The organism is Klebsiella sp. CD33, assembly GCF_051992865.1.
GTDB classification, from domain to species: domain Bacteria; phylum Pseudomonadota; class Gammaproteobacteria; order Enterobacterales; family Enterobacteriaceae; genus Klebsiella; species Klebsiella pneumoniae.
In genome coordinates, this window is sequence record NZ_CP197023.1 from 418,115 (window position 1) to 435,074 (window position 16,960).

General features: G+C 51.8%; 31 protein-coding genes. 30 read left to right on the forward strand and 1 reads right to left on the reverse strand.

Annotation, left to right across the window (positions count from 1 at the left end; translation table 11 throughout):
• Positions 1-163 precede the first annotated feature (163 nt).
• The 10 genes from ACR809_RS01920 (at position 164) to bfr (ending at position 7,382) form a co-directional block, all read left to right on the forward strand.
• On the forward strand, positions 164-886 hold the full coding sequence (locus tag ACR809_RS01920) for a helix-turn-helix transcriptional regulator (protein ID WP_002920130.1): 723 nt from the start codon (positions 164-166) through the stop codon (positions 884-886).
• Positions 886-1,272, forward strand: a complete 387-nt coding sequence (gene tusD, locus ACR809_RS01925; RefSeq protein WP_002920128.1) for a sulfurtransferase complex subunit TusD — start codon at positions 886-888, stop codon at positions 1,270-1,272. Before ACR809_RS01920 ends, tusD begins: the two co-directional genes overlap by 1 nt.
• On the forward strand, positions 1,272-1,631 hold the full coding sequence (gene tusC, locus ACR809_RS01930) for a sulfurtransferase complex subunit TusC (protein ID WP_004174061.1): 360 nt from the start codon (positions 1,272-1,274) through the stop codon (positions 1,629-1,631). Before tusD ends, tusC begins: the two co-directional genes overlap by 1 nt.
• Before the next feature lie 7 nt (positions 1,632-1,638).
• Positions 1,639-1,926, forward strand: coding sequence for a sulfurtransferase complex subunit TusB (tusB, locus tag ACR809_RS01935; protein ID WP_002920119.1), 288 nt, complete (start codon positions 1,639-1,641; stop codon positions 1,924-1,926).
• 124 nt (positions 1,927-2,050) lie between these two features.
• The gene (gene rpsL, locus ACR809_RS01940) at positions 2,051-2,425 is read left to right on the forward strand and encodes a 30S ribosomal protein S12 (protein ID WP_002920115.1); all 375 of its coding nucleotides are present in this window, start codon (positions 2,051-2,053) and stop codon (positions 2,423-2,425) included.
• A 96-nt stretch (positions 2,426-2,521) separates the two neighbouring features.
• Complete coding sequence (rpsG, locus tag ACR809_RS01945; RefSeq protein ID WP_002920113.1) at positions 2,522-2,992, forward strand: 30S ribosomal protein S7; 471 nt, start codon at positions 2,522-2,524, stop codon at positions 2,990-2,992.
• Positions 2,993-3,088: 96 nt separating this feature from the next.
• A complete protein-coding gene (gene fusA / locus ACR809_RS01950; protein WP_002920103.1) occupies positions 3,089-5,203 on the forward strand; it encodes an elongation factor G in 2,115 nt (704 codons plus the stop codon).
• A 69-nt stretch (positions 5,204-5,272) separates the two neighbouring features.
• The gene (gene tuf, locus ACR809_RS01955) at positions 5,273-6,457 is read left to right on the forward strand and encodes an elongation factor Tu (protein WP_004174069.1); all 1,185 of its coding nucleotides are present in this window, start codon (positions 5,273-5,275) and stop codon (positions 6,455-6,457) included.
• 180 nt (positions 6,458-6,637) lie between these two features.
• The gene (bfd, locus tag ACR809_RS01960) at positions 6,638-6,832 is read left to right on the forward strand and encodes a bacterioferritin-associated ferredoxin (protein WP_004152415.1); all 195 of its coding nucleotides are present in this window, start codon (positions 6,638-6,640) and stop codon (positions 6,830-6,832) included.
• A gap of 73 nt (positions 6,833-6,905) precedes the next feature.
• Positions 6,906-7,382, forward strand: coding sequence for a bacterioferritin (gene bfr / locus ACR809_RS01965; RefSeq protein ID WP_002919971.1), 477 nt, complete (start codon positions 6,906-6,908; stop codon positions 7,380-7,382).
• On the opposite strand, the gene ACR809_RS01970 is transcribed toward bfr, so the two are convergent.
• The gene (locus tag ACR809_RS01970) at positions 7,366-7,851 is read right to left on the reverse strand and encodes a prepilin peptidase (protein ID WP_009484606.1); all 486 of its coding nucleotides are present in this window, start codon (positions 7,849-7,851) and stop codon (positions 7,366-7,368) included. The two genes, bfr and ACR809_RS01970, sit on opposite strands and share 17 nt — an antisense overlap.
• A 383-nt stretch (positions 7,852-8,234) precedes the next feature.
• Between ACR809_RS01970 and rpsJ the strand changes: the two genes are divergently transcribed.
• The 20 genes from rpsJ to rpmD all read left to right on the forward strand — a co-directional run bounded on the left by rpsJ (position 8,235) and on the right by rpmD (position 16,960).
• Complete coding sequence (rpsJ, locus tag ACR809_RS01975) at positions 8,235-8,546, forward strand: 30S ribosomal protein S10 (protein ID WP_001181005.1); 312 nt, start codon at positions 8,235-8,237, stop codon at positions 8,544-8,546.
• A gap of 32 nt (positions 8,547-8,578) precedes the next feature.
• Positions 8,579-9,208, forward strand: a complete 630-nt coding sequence (gene rplC / locus ACR809_RS01980) for a 50S ribosomal protein L3 (protein ID WP_002919796.1) — start codon at positions 8,579-8,581, stop codon at positions 9,206-9,208.
• Between the two features lie 10 nt (positions 9,209-9,218).
• Positions 9,219-9,824 (forward strand): 50S ribosomal protein L4, encoded by a 606-nt coding sequence (gene rplD / locus ACR809_RS01985; protein WP_002919794.1) that lies wholly within the window; start codon positions 9,219-9,221, stop codon positions 9,822-9,824.
• Complete coding sequence (gene rplW / locus ACR809_RS01990) at positions 9,821-10,123, forward strand: 50S ribosomal protein L23 (protein ID WP_000617546.1); 303 nt, start codon at positions 9,821-9,823, stop codon at positions 10,121-10,123. The genes rplD and rplW overlap by 4 nt, the downstream gene beginning before the upstream one ends.
• A gap of 17 nt (positions 10,124-10,140) precedes the next feature.
• Positions 10,141-10,962 carry a 50S ribosomal protein L2 gene (gene rplB / locus ACR809_RS01995; RefSeq protein WP_002919786.1) on the forward strand — a complete coding sequence of 274 codons (822 nt, stop codon included), beginning with the start codon at positions 10,141-10,143 and terminating at the stop codon, positions 10,960-10,962.
• A gap of 16 nt (positions 10,963-10,978) precedes the next feature.
• Positions 10,979-11,257 carry a 30S ribosomal protein S19 gene (gene rpsS / locus ACR809_RS02000; RefSeq protein ID WP_001138115.1) on the forward strand — a complete coding sequence of 93 codons (279 nt, stop codon included), beginning with the start codon at positions 10,979-10,981 and terminating at the stop codon, positions 11,255-11,257.
• 14 nt (positions 11,258-11,271) lie between these two features.
• Positions 11,272-11,604: a 50S ribosomal protein L22 gene (gene rplV / locus ACR809_RS02005; protein WP_002919773.1), complete on the forward strand. Its 333-nt coding sequence runs from the start codon at positions 11,272-11,274 to the stop codon at positions 11,602-11,604.
• 17 nt (positions 11,605-11,621) lie between these two features.
• Complete coding sequence (gene rpsC, locus ACR809_RS02010) at positions 11,622-12,320, forward strand: 30S ribosomal protein S3 (protein WP_002919766.1); 699 nt, start codon at positions 11,622-11,624, stop codon at positions 12,318-12,320.
• A 12-nt stretch (positions 12,321-12,332) separates the two neighbouring features.
• Positions 12,333-12,743: a 50S ribosomal protein L16 gene (gene rplP / locus ACR809_RS02015; protein ID WP_002919759.1), complete on the forward strand. Its 411-nt coding sequence runs from the start codon at positions 12,333-12,335 to the stop codon at positions 12,741-12,743.
• Positions 12,743-12,934, forward strand: a complete 192-nt coding sequence (rpmC, locus tag ACR809_RS02020; protein WP_002919754.1) for a 50S ribosomal protein L29 — start codon at positions 12,743-12,745, stop codon at positions 12,932-12,934. The genes rplP and rpmC overlap by 1 nt, the downstream gene beginning before the upstream one ends.
• Positions 12,934-13,188 (forward strand): 30S ribosomal protein S17, encoded by a 255-nt coding sequence (rpsQ, locus tag ACR809_RS02025; protein ID WP_002919751.1) that lies wholly within the window; start codon positions 12,934-12,936, stop codon positions 13,186-13,188. Before rpmC ends, rpsQ begins: the two co-directional genes overlap by 1 nt.
• A gap of 165 nt (positions 13,189-13,353) precedes the next feature.
• The gene (rplN, locus tag ACR809_RS02030) at positions 13,354-13,725 is read left to right on the forward strand and encodes a 50S ribosomal protein L14 (protein ID WP_002919748.1); all 372 of its coding nucleotides are present in this window, start codon (positions 13,354-13,356) and stop codon (positions 13,723-13,725) included.
• Between the two features lie 10 nt (positions 13,726-13,735).
• Positions 13,736-14,050: a 50S ribosomal protein L24 gene (rplX, locus tag ACR809_RS02035; RefSeq protein ID WP_000729185.1), complete on the forward strand. Its 315-nt coding sequence runs from the start codon at positions 13,736-13,738 to the stop codon at positions 14,048-14,050.
• A 14-nt stretch (positions 14,051-14,064) separates the two neighbouring features.
• Positions 14,065-14,604 carry a 50S ribosomal protein L5 gene (gene rplE, locus ACR809_RS02040; RefSeq protein WP_001096200.1) on the forward strand — a complete coding sequence of 180 codons (540 nt, stop codon included), beginning with the start codon at positions 14,065-14,067 and terminating at the stop codon, positions 14,602-14,604.
• Between the two features lie 14 nt (positions 14,605-14,618).
• Positions 14,619-14,924, forward strand: coding sequence for a 30S ribosomal protein S14 (gene rpsN, locus ACR809_RS02045; protein WP_002919667.1), 306 nt, complete (start codon positions 14,619-14,621; stop codon positions 14,922-14,924).
• A 33-nt stretch (positions 14,925-14,957) separates the two neighbouring features.
• Complete coding sequence (rpsH, locus tag ACR809_RS02050) at positions 14,958-15,350, forward strand: 30S ribosomal protein S8 (protein WP_002919665.1); 393 nt, start codon at positions 14,958-14,960, stop codon at positions 15,348-15,350.
• Positions 15,351-15,362: 12 nt separating this feature from the next.
• Positions 15,363-15,896: a 50S ribosomal protein L6 gene (rplF, locus tag ACR809_RS02055; protein ID WP_002919662.1), complete on the forward strand. Its 534-nt coding sequence runs from the start codon at positions 15,363-15,365 to the stop codon at positions 15,894-15,896.
• Positions 15,897-15,905: 9 nt separating this feature from the next.
• Entirely contained in the window at positions 15,906-16,259 is a 354-nt protein-coding gene (gene rplR, locus ACR809_RS02060) for a 50S ribosomal protein L18 (RefSeq protein ID WP_000358960.1), read from the forward strand.
• Between the two features lie 14 nt (positions 16,260-16,273).
• Positions 16,274-16,777, forward strand: a complete 504-nt coding sequence (gene rpsE, locus ACR809_RS02065; protein ID WP_002919545.1) for a 30S ribosomal protein S5 — start codon at positions 16,274-16,276, stop codon at positions 16,775-16,777.
• A 3-nt stretch (positions 16,778-16,780) separates the two neighbouring features.
• Positions 16,781-16,960, forward strand: a complete 180-nt coding sequence (gene rpmD, locus ACR809_RS02070; RefSeq protein WP_001140434.1) for a 50S ribosomal protein L30 — start codon at positions 16,781-16,783, stop codon at positions 16,958-16,960.

A 16,960-nucleotide genomic window follows, 5' to 3' on the forward strand; every position in this document is an offset into this window, starting at 1 on the left:
TTCAGGCCGCCGTCTCGTCAGAGGCGGCGGCTTTTTTATTGAGCGCAGATATAATTAAAACTGGAAAGATCCTCAGGCGCTGTATTACTTTAGATAGCTTAATAATGATGATGAGCCTGCCCTGACAATAACGACAGGCTCCTGAAAAGGAGTGCTTTTTTTCATGTCCAGGTCGCTTTTAACCAATGAAACCAGCGAGCTTGACCTGCTGGATCAACGTCCCTTTGACCAGACCGATTTCGATATTCTCAAATCTTATGAAGCGGTAGTGGACGGGTTGGCGATGCTCATCGGTTCGCACTGTGAAATCGTGCTGCATTCTTTGCAGGATCTGAAATGCTCTGCCATCCGTATCGCCAATGGTGAACATACCGGCCGCCAAATCGGTTCACCGATTACCGATCTTGCGCTGCGCATGCTGCACGATATGACGGGCGCCGATAGCAGCGTTTCCAAATGCTACTTTACCCGTGCTAAAAGCGGCGTACTGATGAAGTCGGTGACGATTGCCATTCGCAACCGCGATCACCGGGTGATTGGTCTGCTGTGTATCAACATGAATCTGGATGTGCCGTTTTCCCAGATCATGAGCACCTTTATTCCGCCAGAAACGCCTGAAGTGAACTCGCCGGTGAACTTTGCTTCTTCGGTAGACGATCTGGTCGCCCAGACGCTGGAGTTCACCATTGAAGAGGTGAATGCCGATCGCAGCGTGTCTAACAATGCGAAAAACCGTCAAATCGTGCTGAATCTCTATGAGAAAGGGATCTTCGATATTAAAGACGCTATTAACCAGGTAGCCGATCGTCTGAACATCTCCAAGCACACCGTTTACCTCTATATTCGCCAGTTCAAAAGCGGCGATTTCCAGGGGCTGGATAAGTAATGCGTTTTGCCCTCACGGTGACCGGCCCAGCCTATGGCACGCAGCAGGCGAGCAGCGCCTGGCAATTTGCCCAGGCCGTGCTGCAGGAAGGCCATGAGCTGGCGTGCGTTTTTTTCTATCGCGAAGGCGTGCTTAACGCTAACCAGTTGACGGCGCCCGCCAGCGATGAGTTCGATCTGGTGCGCGGGTGGCAATCCCTCCACGATGAGCACGGCGTCGCGCTGCATATCTGCGTGGCGGCCGCCCTGCGTCGTGGCGTAACGGACGAACGCGAAGCGCAACAGCTCGCTCTGCCTGGCCACAATTTGCAGCCGGGTTTTACCTTGAGCGGGCTCGGCGCGCTAGCGGAAGCGGCGCTTACTTGCGATCGGATGGTGCAGTTCTGATGAAACGTGTGGCTTTTGTATTTTCCTCTGCGCCGCACGGCAGCGCCGCTGGCAGGGAAGGCCTCGATGCCTTATTAGCAACCTCCGCGCTCACCGACGATATTGGCGTGTTTTTTGTGGGCGACGGCGTGTTTCAGCTGTTACCCGAACAGCGGCCTGGCGCTGTGCTGGCCCGCGACTACATCGCTACCTTTAAATTGCTGTCGCTATATGATATCGACCAGTGCTGGCTGTGCGCCGACTCAGCGCGAGAGCGCGGCCTGGATCCCGCGACCCCGTGGGTGGTGGATGTCGAATGCCTGGCGCCGGATGCCCTGCGCGCCCGTCTGCATGAATTTGATGTGATTTTGCGTTTCTGAGGCCCCCATGCTCCATACGCTCAGTGTTTCCCCCTGGCATGCCGACATCGCAGCGATGCTTCGTTTGATGGAGCACGGCGACGATCTGGTACTACTGTCTGACGGCGTCACCGCGGCCATCGCCGATGGTCGCTTCCTTGAGATCCTGCAATCCGCCCCCATAACCCTATACGTGCTGCAAGACGACGTTGACGCCCGCGGGCTGGCTGGTCAAATTGCGGACAGTGTCGGCAGGGTTAGCTATACTGATTTCGTCAGACTCACAGTCAAACATGCCGGTCAGTTGGCCTGGTGATGGCGGGATCGTTGTATATTTCTTGACACCTTTTCGGCACCGCCCTAAAATTCTGCGTCCTCATAATATATGAGGCGATTTATTACGTGTTTACGAAGCAAAAGCTAAAACCAGGAGCTATTTAATGGCAACAATTAACCAGCTGGTACGCAAACCACGCGCGCGCAAAGTTGCAAAGAGCAACGTGCCAGCGCTGGAAGCCTGCCCGCAGAAACGTGGCGTATGTACTCGCGTATATACCACCACTCCTAAGAAACCGAACTCTGCACTGCGTAAAGTTTGCCGTGTGCGTCTGACTAACGGTTTCGAAGTCACCTCCTACATCGGTGGTGAAGGTCACAACCTGCAGGAGCACTCCGTGATCCTGATCCGTGGCGGTCGTGTTAAAGACCTTCCGGGTGTTCGTTACCACACCGTTCGTGGTGCGCTTGACTGCTCCGGCGTTAAAGACCGTAAGCAGGCTCGCTCCAAGTACGGCGTGAAGCGTCCTAAGGCTTAATGGTTCTCCGTTAAGTAAGGCCAAACTGATTTATCTTAATGTCATACTAAACTCTTAGAGTTTTGGACAATCCTGAATTAACAACGGAGTATTTCCATGCCACGTCGTCGCGTCATTGGTCAGCGTAAAATTCTGCCGGATCCGAAGTTCGGATCAGAACTGCTGGCTAAATTTGTCAATATCCTGATGGTAGATGGTAAAAAATCTACTGCAGAAACTATCGTATACAGCGCGCTGGAGACCCTGGCTCAGCGTTCTGGTAAATCTGAACTGGAAGCCTTCGAAGTTGCGCTCGAAAACGTGCGCCCGACTGTCGAAGTTAAGTCCCGCCGCGTAGGTGGTTCTACTTATCAGGTTCCAGTTGAAGTTCGTCCGGTCCGTCGTAATGCCCTGGCAATGCGTTGGATCGTTGAAGCTGCTCGTAAACGCGGTGATAAATCCATGGCTCTGCGCCTGGCGAACGAACTCACTGATGCTGCAGACAACAAAGGTACTGCAGTTAAGAAACGTGAAGACGTTCACCGTATGGCCGAAGCCAACAAGGCGTTCGCTCACTACCGTTGGTAATCCCTTCGGAGTCATAGTCACCAGGCGGGCGCTTCAGATGAGTCGCCCGCTCTGGATAACTTAACTGAACGCCTAAAGAAATAAACGAGGAATCAAATGGCTCGTACAACACCCATCGCACGCTACCGTAACATCGGTATCAGTGCGCACATCGACGCCGGTAAAACCACTACTACCGAACGTATTCTGTTCTACACCGGTGTAAACCACAAAATCGGTGAAGTTCATGACGGCGCCGCTACCATGGACTGGATGGAGCAGGAGCAGGAACGTGGTATCACCATCACTTCCGCTGCGACTACTGCATTCTGGTCTGGTATGGCCAAACAGTATGAACCGCACCGCGTAAACATCATCGACACCCCGGGGCACGTTGACTTCACTATCGAAGTAGAACGTTCCATGCGTGTTCTTGATGGTGCGGTAATGGTTTACTGCGCAGTTGGTGGTGTTCAGCCGCAGTCTGAAACCGTATGGCGTCAGGCAAACAAATATAAAGTTCCGCGCATCGCGTTCGTTAACAAAATGGACCGCATGGGCGCTAACTTCCTGAAAGTTGTTGGTCAGATCAAAACCCGTCTGGGCGCGAACCCGGTTCCGCTGCAGCTGGCAATTGGTGCTGAAGAAGGTTTCACCGGCGTTGTTGACCTGGTGAAAATGAAAGCCATCAACTGGAACGATGCAGACCAGGGCGTAACCTTCGAATACGAAGATATCCCGGCTGACATGCAGGACCTGGCTGATGAATGGCACCAGAACCTGATCGAATCCGCAGCTGAAGCTTCTGAAGAGCTGATGGAAAAATACCTGGGTGGTGAAGAACTGACTGAAGAAGAGATCAAAAAAGCTCTGCGTCAGCGCGTTCTGAACAACGAAATCATCCTGGTAACCTGTGGTTCTGCGTTCAAGAACAAAGGCGTTCAGGCGATGCTGGATGCGGTAATTGATTACCTGCCATCCCCGGTTGACGTACCTGCGATCAACGGTATCCTGGACGACGGTAAAGATACCCCGGCTGAGCGTCACGCAAGCGACGACGAGCCGTTCTCTGCACTGGCGTTCAAAATCGCTACCGACCCGTTCGTGGGTAACCTGACCTTCTTCCGCGTGTACTCCGGTGTGGTTAACTCTGGTGATACCGTACTGAACTCCGTGAAAGCTGCACGTGAGCGTTTCGGTCGTATCGTTCAGATGCACGCTAACAAACGTGAAGAGATCAAAGAAGTTCGCGCGGGCGACATCGCTGCTGCTATCGGTCTGAAAGACGTAACCACTGGTGACACCCTGTGTGACCCGGATGCGCCGATCATTCTAGAGCGTATGGAATTCCCTGAGCCGGTAATCTCCATCGCCGTTGAGCCGAAAACCAAAGCTGACCAGGAAAAAATGGGTCTGGCTCTGGGTCGTCTGGCTAAAGAAGACCCGTCTTTCCGCGTATGGACTGACGAAGAGTCTAACCAGACCATTATCGCCGGTATGGGTGAGCTGCACCTCGACATCATCGTTGACCGTATGAAGCGTGAATTCAACGTTGAAGCGAACGTCGGTAAACCTCAGGTTGCTTACCGTGAAGCGATTCGCGCGAAAGTTACCGATATCGAAGGTAAACACGCCAAGCAGTCTGGTGGTCGTGGTCAGTACGGTCACGTTGTGATCGACATGTACCCGCTGGAGCCGGGCTCTAACCCGAAAGGTTACGAGTTCATCAACGACATCAAAGGTGGTGTAATTCCTGGCGAATACATCCCGGCCGTTGATAAAGGCATCCAGGAACAGCTGAAAGCTGGTCCGCTGGCAGGTTACCCGGTAGTTGATATGGGTATCCGTCTGCACTTCGGTTCTTACCACGACGTTGACTCCTCTGAGCTGGCGTTTAAACTGGCTGCGTCTATTGCCTTTAAAGAAGGCTTTAAGAAAGCAAAACCAGTTCTGCTTGAGCCGATCATGAAGGTTGAAGTAGAAACTCCGGAAGAGAACACTGGTGACGTTATCGGTGACTTGAGCCGTCGTCGCGGTATGCTGCGCGGTCAGGAATCCGAAGTAACCGGCGTTAAGATCCACGCTGAAGTACCGCTGTCCGAAATGTTCGGTTATGCAACTCAGCTGCGTTCTCTGACCAAAGGTCGTGCATCATACACCATGGAATTCCTGAAGTATGATGATGCGCCGAACAACGTTGCTCAGGCCGTTATTGAAGCCCGTGGTAAATAATCCACAGGATTAAAACCTAAGTCCCGTGCTCTCTCCGAAGGGGAGAGCACTATAGTAAGGAATATAGCCGTGTCTAAAGAAAAATTTGAACGTACAAAACCGCACGTCAACGTTGGTACTATCGGCCACGTTGACCATGGTAAAACTACCCTGACTGCTGCCATCACTACCGTTCTGGCTAAAACCTACGGTGGTTCTGCTCGCGCATTCGACCAGATCGATAACGCGCCGGAAGAAAAAGCTCGTGGTATCACCATCAACACCTCTCACGTTGAATATGACACCCCGACTCGCCACTACGCGCACGTAGACTGCCCGGGCCACGCCGACTATGTTAAAAACATGATCACCGGTGCTGCGCAGATGGACGGCGCGATCCTGGTTGTTGCTGCGACTGACGGCCCGATGCCGCAGACTCGTGAGCACATCCTGCTGGGTCGTCAGGTAGGCGTTCCGTACATCATCGTGTTCCTGAACAAATGCGACATGGTTGATGACGAAGAGCTGCTGGAACTGGTTGAGATGGAAGTTCGTGAACTGCTGTCTCAGTACGATTTCCCGGGCGACGACACCCCGATCGTTCGTGGTTCTGCTCTGAAAGCGCTGGAAGGCGACGCAGAGTGGGAAGCGAAAATCATCGAACTGGCTGGCCACCTGGATACCTATATCCCGGAACCAGAGCGTGCGATTGACAAGCCGTTCCTGCTGCCGATCGAAGACGTATTCTCCATCTCCGGTCGTGGTACCGTTGTTACCGGTCGTGTAGAGCGCGGTATCATCAAAGTAGGTGAAGAAGTTGAAATCGTTGGTATCAAAGAAACCGCGAAAACCACCTGTACTGGCGTTGAAATGTTCCGCAAACTGCTGGACGAAGGCCGTGCTGGTGAGAACGTAGGTGTTCTGCTGCGTGGTATCAAACGTGAAGAAATCGAACGTGGTCAGGTACTGGCTAAGCCGGGCACCATCAACCCGCACACCAAGTTCGAATCTGAAGTGTACATCCTGTCCAAAGATGAAGGCGGCCGTCACACTCCGTTCTTCAAAGGCTACCGTCCGCAGTTCTACTTCCGTACTACTGACGTGACTGGCACCATCGAACTGCCGGAAGGCGTAGAGATGGTAATGCCGGGCGACAACATCAAAATGGTTGTTACCCTGATCCACCCGATCGCGATGGACGACGGTCTGCGTTTCGCAATCCGTGAAGGCGGCCGTACCGTTGGCGCGGGCGTTGTAGCTAAAGTTCTGGGCTAATTCGTTAGCTTTGAATTAAAAAGGGCGCTTCGGCGCCCTTTTTGCTGTCTGTCATTCAGCGAAAAACGGATTTTTGCTGGCTATTCATATCGTGCGTTGCGGCGGATAATGAGCAAATGGTCTATTGTAATCATAACCATTCTCATTTAATATTTGTGCATAAATTGAACGGGAGTTTCTATGTACGTTTGTTTGTGCAATGGCGTCAGCGATAAAAAAATTCGTCAGGTTGTGCGCCAGTTTCAACCGCAATCTTTTCAGCAATTACGTAAGTTTGTTCCCGTGGGAAATCAATGCGGTAAGTGTGTTCGTGCCGCGCGTGAAGTGATGGAAGATGAATTAACCACCATGCCGGAATTCAAAGAAATCGCCTGAAGTCCACGCTTCTCTTTTGACATCCCTATAGGCCGGACTACGCTTCAATGAGTGGAAGCGGAGGGACTATATAATGAAAGGTGATGTCAAAATCATAAGTTATCTCAATAAATTATTGGGAAATGAGCTAGTCGCAATTAATCAGTACTTTCTTCATGCGAGAATGTTTAAAAATTGGGGCCTGATGCGCCTCAACGATATTGAGTACCACGAATCCATCGACGAAATGAAGCACGCCGATAAGTATATCGAGCGTATTCTTTTTCTCGAAGGTATCCCTAATCTGCAGGATCTCGGCAAACTTGGCATCGGTGAAGATGTGGAAGAGATGCTGCGGTCCGATTTGAGGCTGGAGCTGGAAGGGGCGCAAAATTTGCGTGAGGCTATTGCCTATGCCGACAGCGTCCATGACTACGTCAGCCGCGATATGATGATTGAGATCCTGGCGGATGAAGAAGGCCATATCGACTGGCTGGAAACCGAACTCGATTTGATTGGCAAAATCGGTCTGCAAAATTACCTGCAGTCGCAGATCAAAGTGTCAGACTAGCCAGCGTCTGCCACCCGCACCAAAAACCCGCGGCCGCCAGGAATGGCCCAAACGGCAGCGGGTTGCTTCTTCTCCATTTGCTCCTCCCGCCGCAACTGGCGTATAAACCTGCTCCTGCCCACGCTATGCCGGCGAGTAGCGAGGCAACCAGGACCAACTGCGGCAGTAACCGCCAGCCATGCCAGGCGCCGAGGGCGGCAAGATATTTTATATCTCCATAACCCAATCCTTCATAGCCGCGGATACCGCGGTATAGCCAGTAAATCGCAGCCAAAGAGAGATAGCCCGCTATCGCCCCCCAGACGGCATCATGCAGCTGGTGCGGCGCCAGACAGAGATAAAAAAGTAAACCACTCCACAGCAGGGGACAGGTGTAACGGTCGGGCAACAGACCGTGGCGCAGATCCTGGTGGCATAATGCCACGGTCAAACCGCTATAGCACAGCAAGAAGGGGAGGGCGGCGAGCATAGTTGACCCCGCAATGATCGATGAACATTGCGTCACTATGCTCATCCTCTCCCGTTCAGCACAAAAGGCATTTTCCGGGAATGGATCCCACAATCCGCGCTCTTACTCCGCATTGCAGCCCCGTACAGCGCGCTAACGCGAAGGCGCGCAAATCCTGGTGATGATTTTCTAAACAGCACTTGCGTCGCGCCAGAATTTGCGTATAATGCGCGGGCCTGTCAAAGTTGACGGCCGGTTCAATATGAACCCTGGTAATCGCATTTGGGTTATCAAACAATGTCCCCAATCGGGGGACTATGTAAGAACGGTTACACTCTCCCATCAATCGTAATGGGTATGAGGAGTAATCATTTCGTCTATAAAATAATTGGAGCTCTGGTCTCATGCAGAACCAAAGAATCCGTATCCGCCTGAAAGCGTTTGATCATCGTCTGATCGATCAATCAACCGCGGAAATCGTCGAGACTGCTAAGCGCACTGGTGCGCAAGTCCGTGGTCCGATCCCGCTGCCGACCCGCAAAGAGCGCTTTACCGTTCTGATCTCCCCGCACGTCAACAAAGACGCGCGTGACCAGTACGAAATTCGCACTCACAAGCGTCTGGTTGACATCGTTGAGCCAACTGAAAAAACCGTTGATGCTCTGATGCGTCTGGATCTGGCTGCCGGTGTAGACGTGCAGATCAGCCTGGGTTAATCAGGTCATCGAGCGATTGAGAGGTTGAAACAATGATTGGTTTAGTCGGTAAAAAAGTGGGCATGACCCGCATCTTCACTGAAGATGGCGTTTCTATCCCAGTAACCGTAATCGAAGTTGAAGCAAACCGTGTTACTCAGGTTAAAGACCTGGCTAACGATGGCTACCGCGCAATCCAGGTTACCACCGGTGCTAAAAAAGCTAACCGTGTAACCAAGCCGGAAGCGGGTCACTTCGCTAAAGCTGGCGTTGAAGCTGGCCGTGGTCTGTGGGAATTCCGTCTGGCTGACGGCGAAGAATTCACCGTAGGTCAGAACATTAGCGTTGAACTGTTTGCTGACGTTAAAAAAGTTGACGTAACCGGTACCTCTAAAGGTAAAGGTTTTGCTGGTACCGTTAAGCGCTGGAACTTCCGTACCCAGGACGCTACTCACGGTAACTCCTTGTCCCACCGCGTTCCGGGTTCTATCGGTCAGAACCAGACTCCGGGCAAAGTGTTCAAAGGCAAGAAAATGGCAGGTCAGCTGGGTAATGAGCGTGTAACCGTTCAGAGCCTGGACGTAGTACGTGTTGACGCTGAGCGCAACCTGCTGCTGGTTAAAGGTGCTGTCCCGGGTGCGACCGGTAGCGACCTGATCGTTAAACCAGCTGTGAAGGCGTGAGGAGATAGCAATGGAATTAGTATTGAAAGACGCGCAGAGCGCGCTGACTGTTTCCGAAACTACCTTCGGTCGTGATTTCAACGAAGCGCTGGTTCACCAGGTTGTTGTTGCTTATGCAGCCGGTGCGCGTCAGGGCACTCGTGCTCAGAAGACTCGTGCTGAAATCACTGGCTCCGGTAAAAAACCGTGGCGCCAGAAAGGTACCGGCCGTGCGCGTTCTGGTTCTATCAAGAGCCCGATCTGGCGTTCCGGTGGCGTGACCTTCGCTGCTCGTCCGCAGGACCACAGTCAAAAAGTTAACAAGAAGATGTACCGCGGCGCGCTGAAAAGCATTCTGTCCGAACTGGTACGTCAGGATCGTCTGATCGTTGTCGAGAAGTTCTCTGTTGAAGCGCCGAAAACTAAGCTGCTGGCACAGAAACTGAAAGACATGGCTCTGGAAGATGTGCTGATCATCACCGGTGAGCTGGACGAGAACCTGTTCCTGGCCGCACGTAACCTGCATAAGGTTGACGTACGTGATGCGAACGGTATCGACCCGGTTAGCCTGATCGCCTTCGACAAAGTCGTAATGACTGCTGATGCTGTTAAGCAAGTTGAGGAGATGCTGGCATGATTCGTGAAGAACGTCTGCTGAAGGTGCTGCGCGCACCGCACGTTTCTGAAAAAGCGTCTACTGCGATGGAAAAAACAAACACCATCGTTCTCAAAGTTGCTAAAGACGCGACCAAAGCAGAAATCAAAGCTGCTGTGCAGAAACTGTTTGAAGTCGAAGTCGAAGTCGTTAACACCCTGGTTGTTAAAGGGAAAGTTAAACGTCACGGACAGCGTATCGGTCGTCGTAGCGACTGGAAAAAAGCTTACGTCACCCTGAAAGAAGGCCAGAATCTGGACTTCGTTGGCGGCGCTGAGTAAGTCGGAGGAGTAATACAATGGCAGTTGTTAAATGTAAACCGACATCTCCGGGTCGTCGCCACGTCGTTAAAGTGGTTAACCCAGAGCTGCACAAGGGCAAACCTTTTGCTCCGTTGCTGGAAAAAAACAGCAAATCCGGTGGTCGTAACAACAATGGCCGTATCACCACCCGTCATATCGGTGGTGGCCACAAGCAGGCTTACCGTATTGTTGACTTCAAACGCAACAAAGATGGTATCCCGGCAGTTGTTGAACGTCTTGAGTACGATCCGAACCGCTCCGCGAACATCGCGCTGGTTCTGTACAAAGACGGCGAGCGCCGTTACATCCTGGCCCCGAAAGGCCTGAAAGCTGGCGACCAGATTCAGTCTGGCGTTGATGCTGCAATCAAAGCAGGCAACACCCTGCCGATGCGCAATATCCCGGTTGGTTCTACCGTTCATAACGTAGAAATGAAACCAGGTAAAGGCGGTCAGCTGGCTCGTTCCGCTGGTACTTACGTTCAGATCGTTGCTCGTGACGGTGCTTATGTCACCCTGCGTCTGCGTTCTGGTGAAATGCGTAAAGTCGAAGCAGACTGCCGCGCGACTCTGGGCGAAGTTGGCAATGCTGAGCATATGCTGCGCGTTCTGGGTAAAGCAGGTGCTGCACGCTGGCGTGGTGTTCGTCCTACCGTTCGCGGTACTGCGATGAACCCAGTAGACCACCCACATGGTGGTGGTGAAGGTCGTAACTTTGGTAAGCACCCGGTATCCCCGTGGGGCCTGCAGACCAAAGGTAAGAAGACCCGCAGCAACAAGCGTACTGATAAATTCATCGTACGTCGCCGTAGCAAATAATTTTAGAGGATAAGCCATGCCACGTTCTCTCAAGAAAGGTCCTTTTATTGACCTGCACTTGCTGAAGAAGGTAGAGAAAGCGGTGGAAAGCGGAGACAAGAAGCCCCTGCGCACTTGGTCCCGTCGTTCAACGATCTTTCCTAACATGATCGGTTTGACCATCGCTGTCCATAATGGTCGTCAGCACGTTCCAGTATTTGTTTCCGACGAAATGGTCGGTCACAAACTGGGTGAATTCGCACCGACTCGTACTTATCGCGGCCACGCTGCTGATAAAAAAGCGAAGAAGAAATAAGGTAGGAGGAAGAGATGGAAACTTTAGCTCAACATCGCCATGCTCGTTCTTCTGCTCAGAAGGTTCGCCTTGTAGCTGACCTGATTCGCGGTAAGAAAGTGTCGCAGGCCCTGGATATTCTGACCTACACCAACAAAAAAGCTGCTGTACTGGTCAAGAAGGTACTGGAATCTGCCATTGCTAACGCTGAACACAACGATGGCGCTGACATTGATGATCTGAAAGTTGCGAAAATTTTCGTAGACGAAGGCCCGAGCATGAAGCGCATTATGCCGCGTGCTAAAGGTCGTGCAGATCGCATCCTGAAGCGCACCAGCCACATCACTGTGGTTGTGTCCGATCGCTGAGACTCTGGAGACTAGCAATGGGTCAGAAAGTACATCCTAATGGTATTCGCCTGGGTATTGTCAAACCATGGAACTCTACCTGGTTCGCGAACACCAAAGAATTCGCTGACAACCTGGACAGCGATTTTAAAGTACGTCAGTTCCTGACTAAAGAACTGGCTAAAGCGTCTGTATCTCGCATCGTTATCGAGCGTCCGGCTAAGAGCATCCGTGTGACCATTCACACCGCTCGCCCGGGTATCGTTATCGGTAAGAAAGGCGAAGACGTAGAAAAACTGCGCAAGGTCGTAGCGGATATCGCTGGCGTACCTGCACAGATCAATATCGCCGAAGTTCGTAAACCTGAACTGGACGCAAAACTGGTTGCTGACAGCATCACTTCTCAGCTGGAACGTCGCGTTATGTTCCGTCGTGCGATGAAGCGTGCTGTACAGAACGCAATGCGTCTGGGCGCTAAAGGTATCAAAGTTGAAGTTAGCGGCCGTCTGGGCGGCGCGGAAATCGCACGTACCGAATGGTACCGTGAAGGTCGCGTACCGCTGCACACTCTGCGTGCTGACATCGACTACAACACCTCTGAAGCGCACACCACTTACGGTGTAATCGGCGTTAAGGTATGGATCTTCAAAGGTGAGATCCTGGGTGGTATGGCTGCTGTTGAACAACCGGAACCGGCTGCTCAACCTAAAAAGCAGCAGCGTAAAGGCCGTAAATAAGGAGCGTCGCTGATGTTACAACCAAAGCGTACAAAATTCCGTAAAGTGCACAAAGGCCGCAACCGTGGTCTGGCGCAGGGTACGGATGTTAGCTTCGGCACTTTCGGTCTGAAAGCTGTTGGCCGTGGTCGTCTGACTGCACGTCAGATCGAAGCAGCACGTCGTGCTATGACCCGTGCAGTTAAGCGTCAAGGTAAGATCTGGATCCGTGTATTCCCGGACAAACCGATCACCGAGAAGCCGCTGGAAGTTCGTATGGGTAAAGGTAAAGGTAACGTGGAGTACTGGGTTGCCTTGATTCAGCCGGGTAAAGTCCTGTATGAAATGGACGGTGTACCGGAAGAGCTGGCCCGTGAAGCATTCGGCCTGGCAGCAGCGAAACTGCCGATCAAAACCACCTTTGTAACTAAGACGGTGATGTAATGAAAGCAAAAGAGCTGCGTGAAAAAAGCGTTGAAGAGCTGAACGCTGAGCTGCTGAACCTGCTGCGTGAGCAGTTCAACCTGCGCATGCAGGCTGCAAGTGGCCAGCTGCAACAGACTCATCTGCTGAAGCAAGTGCGTCGTGATGTTGCACGCGTTAAGACTTTACTGACTCAGAAGGCGGGTGCGTAATGACCGATAAAATCCGTACTCTGCAAGGTCGCGTAGTTAGCGACAAAATGGAGAAATCCATTGTTGTTGCTATCGAACGTATGGTGAAACACCCGGTTTACGGTAAATTCATCAAGCGTACGACCAAACTGCACGTACATGACGAGAACAACGAATGCGGTATCGGCGACAAGGTTGAAATCCGCGAATGCCGTCCGCTGTCCAAGACTAAGTCCTGGACGCTGGTTCGCGTTGTAGAGAAAGCGGTTCTGTAATAGAGTACGCATTCTCGATACGGATAAACGGCTCAGCGATGAGCCGTTTATTTTTTCTACCCATATCTGGTTTGTGGTGTTATAATGCCGCGCCCTCGATATGGGGCTTTTTAACGACCCTAATTTTCGGGTCTCAGTAGTAGTTGACATTAGCGGAGCACTAAAATGATCCAAGAACAGACTATGCTGAACGTCGCCGACAACTCCGGTGCACGTCGCGTAATGTGTATCAAGGTTCTGGGTGGCTCGCACCGTCGCTACGCAGGCGTAGGCGACATCATCAAGATCACCATCAAAGAAGCAATTCCGCGTGGTAAGGTCAAAAAAGGTGATGTGCTGAAGGCGGTAGTGGTGCGCACCAAGAAGGGTGTTCGTCGCCCGGACGGTTCTGTCATTCGCTTCGATGGTAATGCATGCGTTATTCTGAACAATAACAGCGAGCAGCCTATCGGTACGCGTATTTTTGGGCCGGTAACTCGTGAACTTCGTACCGAGAAGTTCATGAAAATTATCTCTCTGGCACCAGAAGTACTCTAAGGAGCGAATCATGGCAGCGAAAATCCGTCGTGATGACGAAGTTATCGTGTTAACCGGTAAAGATAAAGGTAAGCGCGGTAAAGTTAAGAATGTCCTGTCTTCCGGCAAGGTCATTGTTGAAGGTATCAACCTGGTTAAGAAACACCAGAAGCCGGTTCCGGCTCTGAACCAACCAGGCGGCATCGTTGAAAAAGAAGCTGCAATTCAGGTTTCTAACGTTGCAATCTTCAATGCGGCAACCGGCAAGGCTGACCGTGTAGGCTTTAGATTCGAAGACGGTAAAAAAGTCCGTTTCTTCAAGTCTAACAGCGAAACTATCAAGTAATTTGGAGTAGTACGATGGCGAAACTGCATGATTACTACAAAGACGAAGTAGTTAAGAAACTCATGACTGAGTTTAACTACAATTCTGTCATGCAAGTCCCTCGGGTCGAGAAGATCACCCTGAACATGGGTGTTGGTGAAGCGATCGCTGACAAGAAACTGCTGGATAACGCAGCAGCTGACCTGGCAGCAATCTCCGGTCAAAAACCGCTGATCACCAAAGCACGCAAATCAGTTGCAGGCTTCAAAATCCGTCAGGGCTATCCGATCGGCTGTAAAGTAACTCTGCGTGGCGAACGCATGTGGGAGTTCTTTGAGCGCCTGATCACTATTGCTGTACCGCGTATTCGTGACTTCCGCGGCCTGTCCGCTAAGTCTTTCGACGGTCGTGGCAACTACAGCATGGGTGTCCGTGAGCAGATCATCTTCCCAGAAATCGACTACGATAAAGTCGACCGCGTTCGTGGTTTGGATATTACCATTACCACTACTGCGAAATCTGACGAAGAAGGCCGTGCTCTGCTGGCTGCCTTTGACTTCCCGTTCCGCAAGTAAGGTAGGGTTACTTAATGGCTAAGCAATCAATGAAAGCACGCGAAGTAAAGCGCGTGGCTTTAGCTGATAAATTCTTCGCTAAACGCGCTGAACTGAAAGCTATCATCTCTGATGTGAACGCAACCGACGAAGATCGTTGGAATGCCGTTCTCAAGCTGCAGACTCTGCCGCGTGATTCCAGCCCGTCTCGTCAGCGTAACCGCTGCCGTCAAACAGGTCGTCCGCATGGTTTCCTGCGGAAGTTCGGGTTGAGCCGTATTAAGGTCCGTGAAGCCGCTATGCGCGGTGAAATCCCGGGTCTGAAAAAGGCTAGCTGGTAATTGTCACCAATTGAATCACGGGAGTAAAGACAGATGAGCATGCAAGATCCGATCGCGGATATGCTGACCCGTATCCGTAACGGTCAGGCCGCGAACAAAGCTGCGGTCACCATGCCTTCCTCCAAGCTGAAAGTGGCAATCGCCAACGTGCTGAAGGAAGAAGGTTTTATCGAAGATTTTAAAGTTGAAGGCGACACCAAGCCTGAACTGGAACTTACTCTCAAGTATTTCCAGGGCAAAGCTGTTGTAGAAAGCATTCAGCGTGTCAGCCGCCCAGGTCTGCGCATCTATAAGAAAAAAGATGAGCTGCCGAAAGTTATGGCCGGTCTGGGTATCGCAGTTGTTTCTACCTCTAAAGGTGTTATGACTGATCGTGCAGCGCGCCAGGCTGGTCTTGGTGGCGAAATTATCTGCTACGTAGCCTAATCGGAGGAAAAAATGTCTCGTGTTGCTAAAGCACCGGTCGTTGTTCCTGCCGGCGTTGATGTAAAAATCAACGGTCAGGTTATTACGATCAAAGGTAAAAACGGCGAGCTGACTCGTACTCTCAACGATGCTGTTGAAGTTAAACATGCAGATAATGCACTGACCTTCGGTCCGCGTGATGGTTACGCAGACGGTTGGGCTCAGGCTGGTACCGCGCGTGCCCTGCTGAACTCAATGGTTATCGGTGTTACCGAAGGCTTCACTAAGAAGCTGCAGCTGGTTGGTGTAGGTTATCGTGCAGCGGTCAAAGGGAATGTAGTAAACCTGGCTTTAGGTTTCTCTCACCCGGTTGATCATCAGCTGCCTGCGGGTATCACTGCAGAATGTCCGACTCAGACTGAAATCGTGCTGAAAGGCGCTGATAAGCAGGTGATCGGCCAGGTTGCAGCAGATCTGCGCGCCTACCGTCGTCCTGAGCCTTACAAAGGCAAGGGTGTTCGTTACGCCGACGAAGTCGTGCGTACCAAAGAGGCTAAGAAGAAGTAAGGTAACACTATGGATAAGAAATCTGCTCGTATCCGTCGTGCGACCCGCGCACGCCGCAAGCTCCAGGAGCTGGGCGCAACTCGCCTGGTGGTACATCGTACCCCGCGTCACATTTACGCACAGGTAATTGCACCGAATGGTTCTGAAGTTCTGGTAGCTGCTTCTACTGTAGAAAAAGCTATCGCTGAACAACTGAAGTACACCGGTAACAAAGACGCTGCAGCAGCTGTGGGTAAAGCTGTCGCTGAACGCGCTCTGGAAAAAGGCATCAAAGATGTTTCCTTTGACCGTTCCGGGTTCCAATATCATGGTCGTGTCCAGGCACTGGCAGATGCTGCCCGTGAAGCTGGCCTTCAGTTCTAAGGTAGAGGTGTAAGATGGCTCACATCGAAAAACAAGCTGGCGAACTGCAGGAAAAGCTGATCGCGGTAAACCGCGTATCTAAAACCGTTAAAGGTGGTCGTATTTTCTCCTTCACAGCTCTGACTGTAGTAGGCGATGGTAACGGTCGCGTTGGTTTTGGTTACGGTAAAGCGCGTGAAGTTCCAGCAGCGATCCAGAAAGCGATGGAAAAAGCCCGTCGCAATATGATTAACGTCGCGCTGAACCACGGCACCCTGCAGCACCCGGTTAAGGGTACTCACACGGGTTCTCGTGTATTCATGCAGCCGGCTTCCGAAGGTACCGGTATCATCGCCGGTGGTGCAATGCGCGCCGTTCTGGAAGTCGCTGGGGTTCGTAACGTTCTGGCTAAAGCGTATGGTTCCACTAACCCGATTAACGTGGTTCGTGCAACTATCGACGGTCTGGAAAACATGAAGTCCCCGGATATGGTCGCTGCCAAGCGTGGTAAATCCGTTGAAGAAATTCTGGGGAAATAAACCATGGCAAAGACTATTAAAATTACTCAAACCCGCAGTGCAATCGGTCGTCTGCCGAAACACAAGGCAACGCTGCTTGGCCTGGGTCTGCGTCGTATTGGTCACACCGTAGAGCGCGAGGATACTCCTGCTGTTCGTGGTATGGTCAACGCGGTTTCCTTCATGGTTAAAGTTGAGGAGTAA

Bases quoted from the DNA above. Each gene is read 5' to 3' on its own strand.
- rplV (WP_002919773.1), top strand. From the start codon at position 11,272: ATGGAAACTTTAGCTCAACATCGCCATGCTCGTTCTTCTGCTCAGAAG.
- rplN (WP_002919748.1), top strand. From the start codon at position 13,354: ATGATCCAAGAACAGACTATGCTGAACGTCGCCGACAACTCCGGTGCA.
- rplW (WP_000617546.1), top strand. From the start codon at position 9,821: ATGATTCGTGAAGAACGTCTGCTGAAGGTGCTGCGCGCACCGCACGTT.
- rplB (WP_002919786.1), top strand. From the start codon at position 10,141: ATGGCAGTTGTTAAATGTAAACCGACATCTCCGGGTCGTCGCCACGTC.
- rpsQ (WP_002919751.1), top strand. From the start codon at position 12,934: ATGACCGATAAAATCCGTACTCTGCAAGGTCGCGTAGTTAGCGACAAA.
- rpsE (WP_002919545.1), top strand. From the start codon at position 16,274: ATGGCTCACATCGAAAAACAAGCTGGCGAACTGCAGGAAAAGCTGATC.
- tusD (WP_002920128.1), top strand. From the start codon at position 886: ATGCGTTTTGCCCTCACGGTGACCGGCCCAGCCTATGGCACGCAGCAG.
- rpsL (WP_002920115.1), top strand. From the start codon at position 2,051: ATGGCAACAATTAACCAGCTGGTACGCAAACCACGCGCGCGCAAAGTT.
- rpsC (WP_002919766.1), top strand. From the start codon at position 11,622: ATGGGTCAGAAAGTACATCCTAATGGTATTCGCCTGGGTATTGTCAAA.
- rplX (WP_000729185.1), top strand. From the start codon at position 13,736: ATGGCAGCGAAAATCCGTCGTGATGACGAAGTTATCGTGTTAACCGGT.
- rpsG (WP_002920113.1), top strand. From the start codon at position 2,522: ATGCCACGTCGTCGCGTCATTGGTCAGCGTAAAATTCTGCCGGATCCG.
- rpmD (WP_001140434.1), top strand. From the start codon at position 16,781: ATGGCAAAGACTATTAAAATTACTCAAACCCGCAGTGCAATCGGTCGT.
- rpmC (WP_002919754.1), top strand. From the start codon at position 12,743: ATGAAAGCAAAAGAGCTGCGTGAAAAAAGCGTTGAAGAGCTGAACGCT.
- fusA (WP_002920103.1), top strand. From the start codon at position 3,089: ATGGCTCGTACAACACCCATCGCACGCTACCGTAACATCGGTATCAGT.
- bfd (WP_004152415.1), top strand. From the start codon at position 6,638: ATGTACGTTTGTTTGTGCAATGGCGTCAGCGATAAAAAAATTCGTCAG.
- tusB (WP_002920119.1), top strand. From the start codon at position 1,639: ATGCTCCATACGCTCAGTGTTTCCCCCTGGCATGCCGACATCGCAGCG.
- bfr (WP_002919971.1), top strand. From the start codon at position 6,906: ATGAAAGGTGATGTCAAAATCATAAGTTATCTCAATAAATTATTGGGA.
- rplR (WP_000358960.1), top strand. From the start codon at position 15,906: ATGGATAAGAAATCTGCTCGTATCCGTCGTGCGACCCGCGCACGCCGC.
- rpsS (WP_001138115.1), top strand. From the start codon at position 10,979: ATGCCACGTTCTCTCAAGAAAGGTCCTTTTATTGACCTGCACTTGCTG.
- rpsH (WP_002919665.1), top strand. From the start codon at position 14,958: ATGAGCATGCAAGATCCGATCGCGGATATGCTGACCCGTATCCGTAAC.
- rplP (WP_002919759.1), top strand. From the start codon at position 12,333: ATGTTACAACCAAAGCGTACAAAATTCCGTAAAGTGCACAAAGGCCGC.
- ACR809_RS01970 (WP_009484606.1), bottom strand. From the start codon at position 7,851: ATGCTCGCCGCCCTCCCCTTCTTGCTGTGCTATAGCGGTTTGACCGTG.
- ACR809_RS01920 (WP_002920130.1), top strand. From the start codon at position 164: ATGTCCAGGTCGCTTTTAACCAATGAAACCAGCGAGCTTGACCTGCTG.
- rpsJ (WP_001181005.1), top strand. From the start codon at position 8,235: ATGCAGAACCAAAGAATCCGTATCCGCCTGAAAGCGTTTGATCATCGT.
- rpsN (WP_002919667.1), top strand. From the start codon at position 14,619: ATGGCTAAGCAATCAATGAAAGCACGCGAAGTAAAGCGCGTGGCTTTA.
- tusC (WP_004174061.1), top strand. From the start codon at position 1,272: ATGAAACGTGTGGCTTTTGTATTTTCCTCTGCGCCGCACGGCAGCGCC.
- rplD (WP_002919794.1), top strand. From the start codon at position 9,219: ATGGAATTAGTATTGAAAGACGCGCAGAGCGCGCTGACTGTTTCCGAA.
- rplC (WP_002919796.1), top strand. From the start codon at position 8,579: ATGATTGGTTTAGTCGGTAAAAAAGTGGGCATGACCCGCATCTTCACT.
- rplE (WP_001096200.1), top strand. From the start codon at position 14,065: ATGGCGAAACTGCATGATTACTACAAAGACGAAGTAGTTAAGAAACTC.
- rplF (WP_002919662.1), top strand. From the start codon at position 15,363: ATGTCTCGTGTTGCTAAAGCACCGGTCGTTGTTCCTGCCGGCGTTGAT.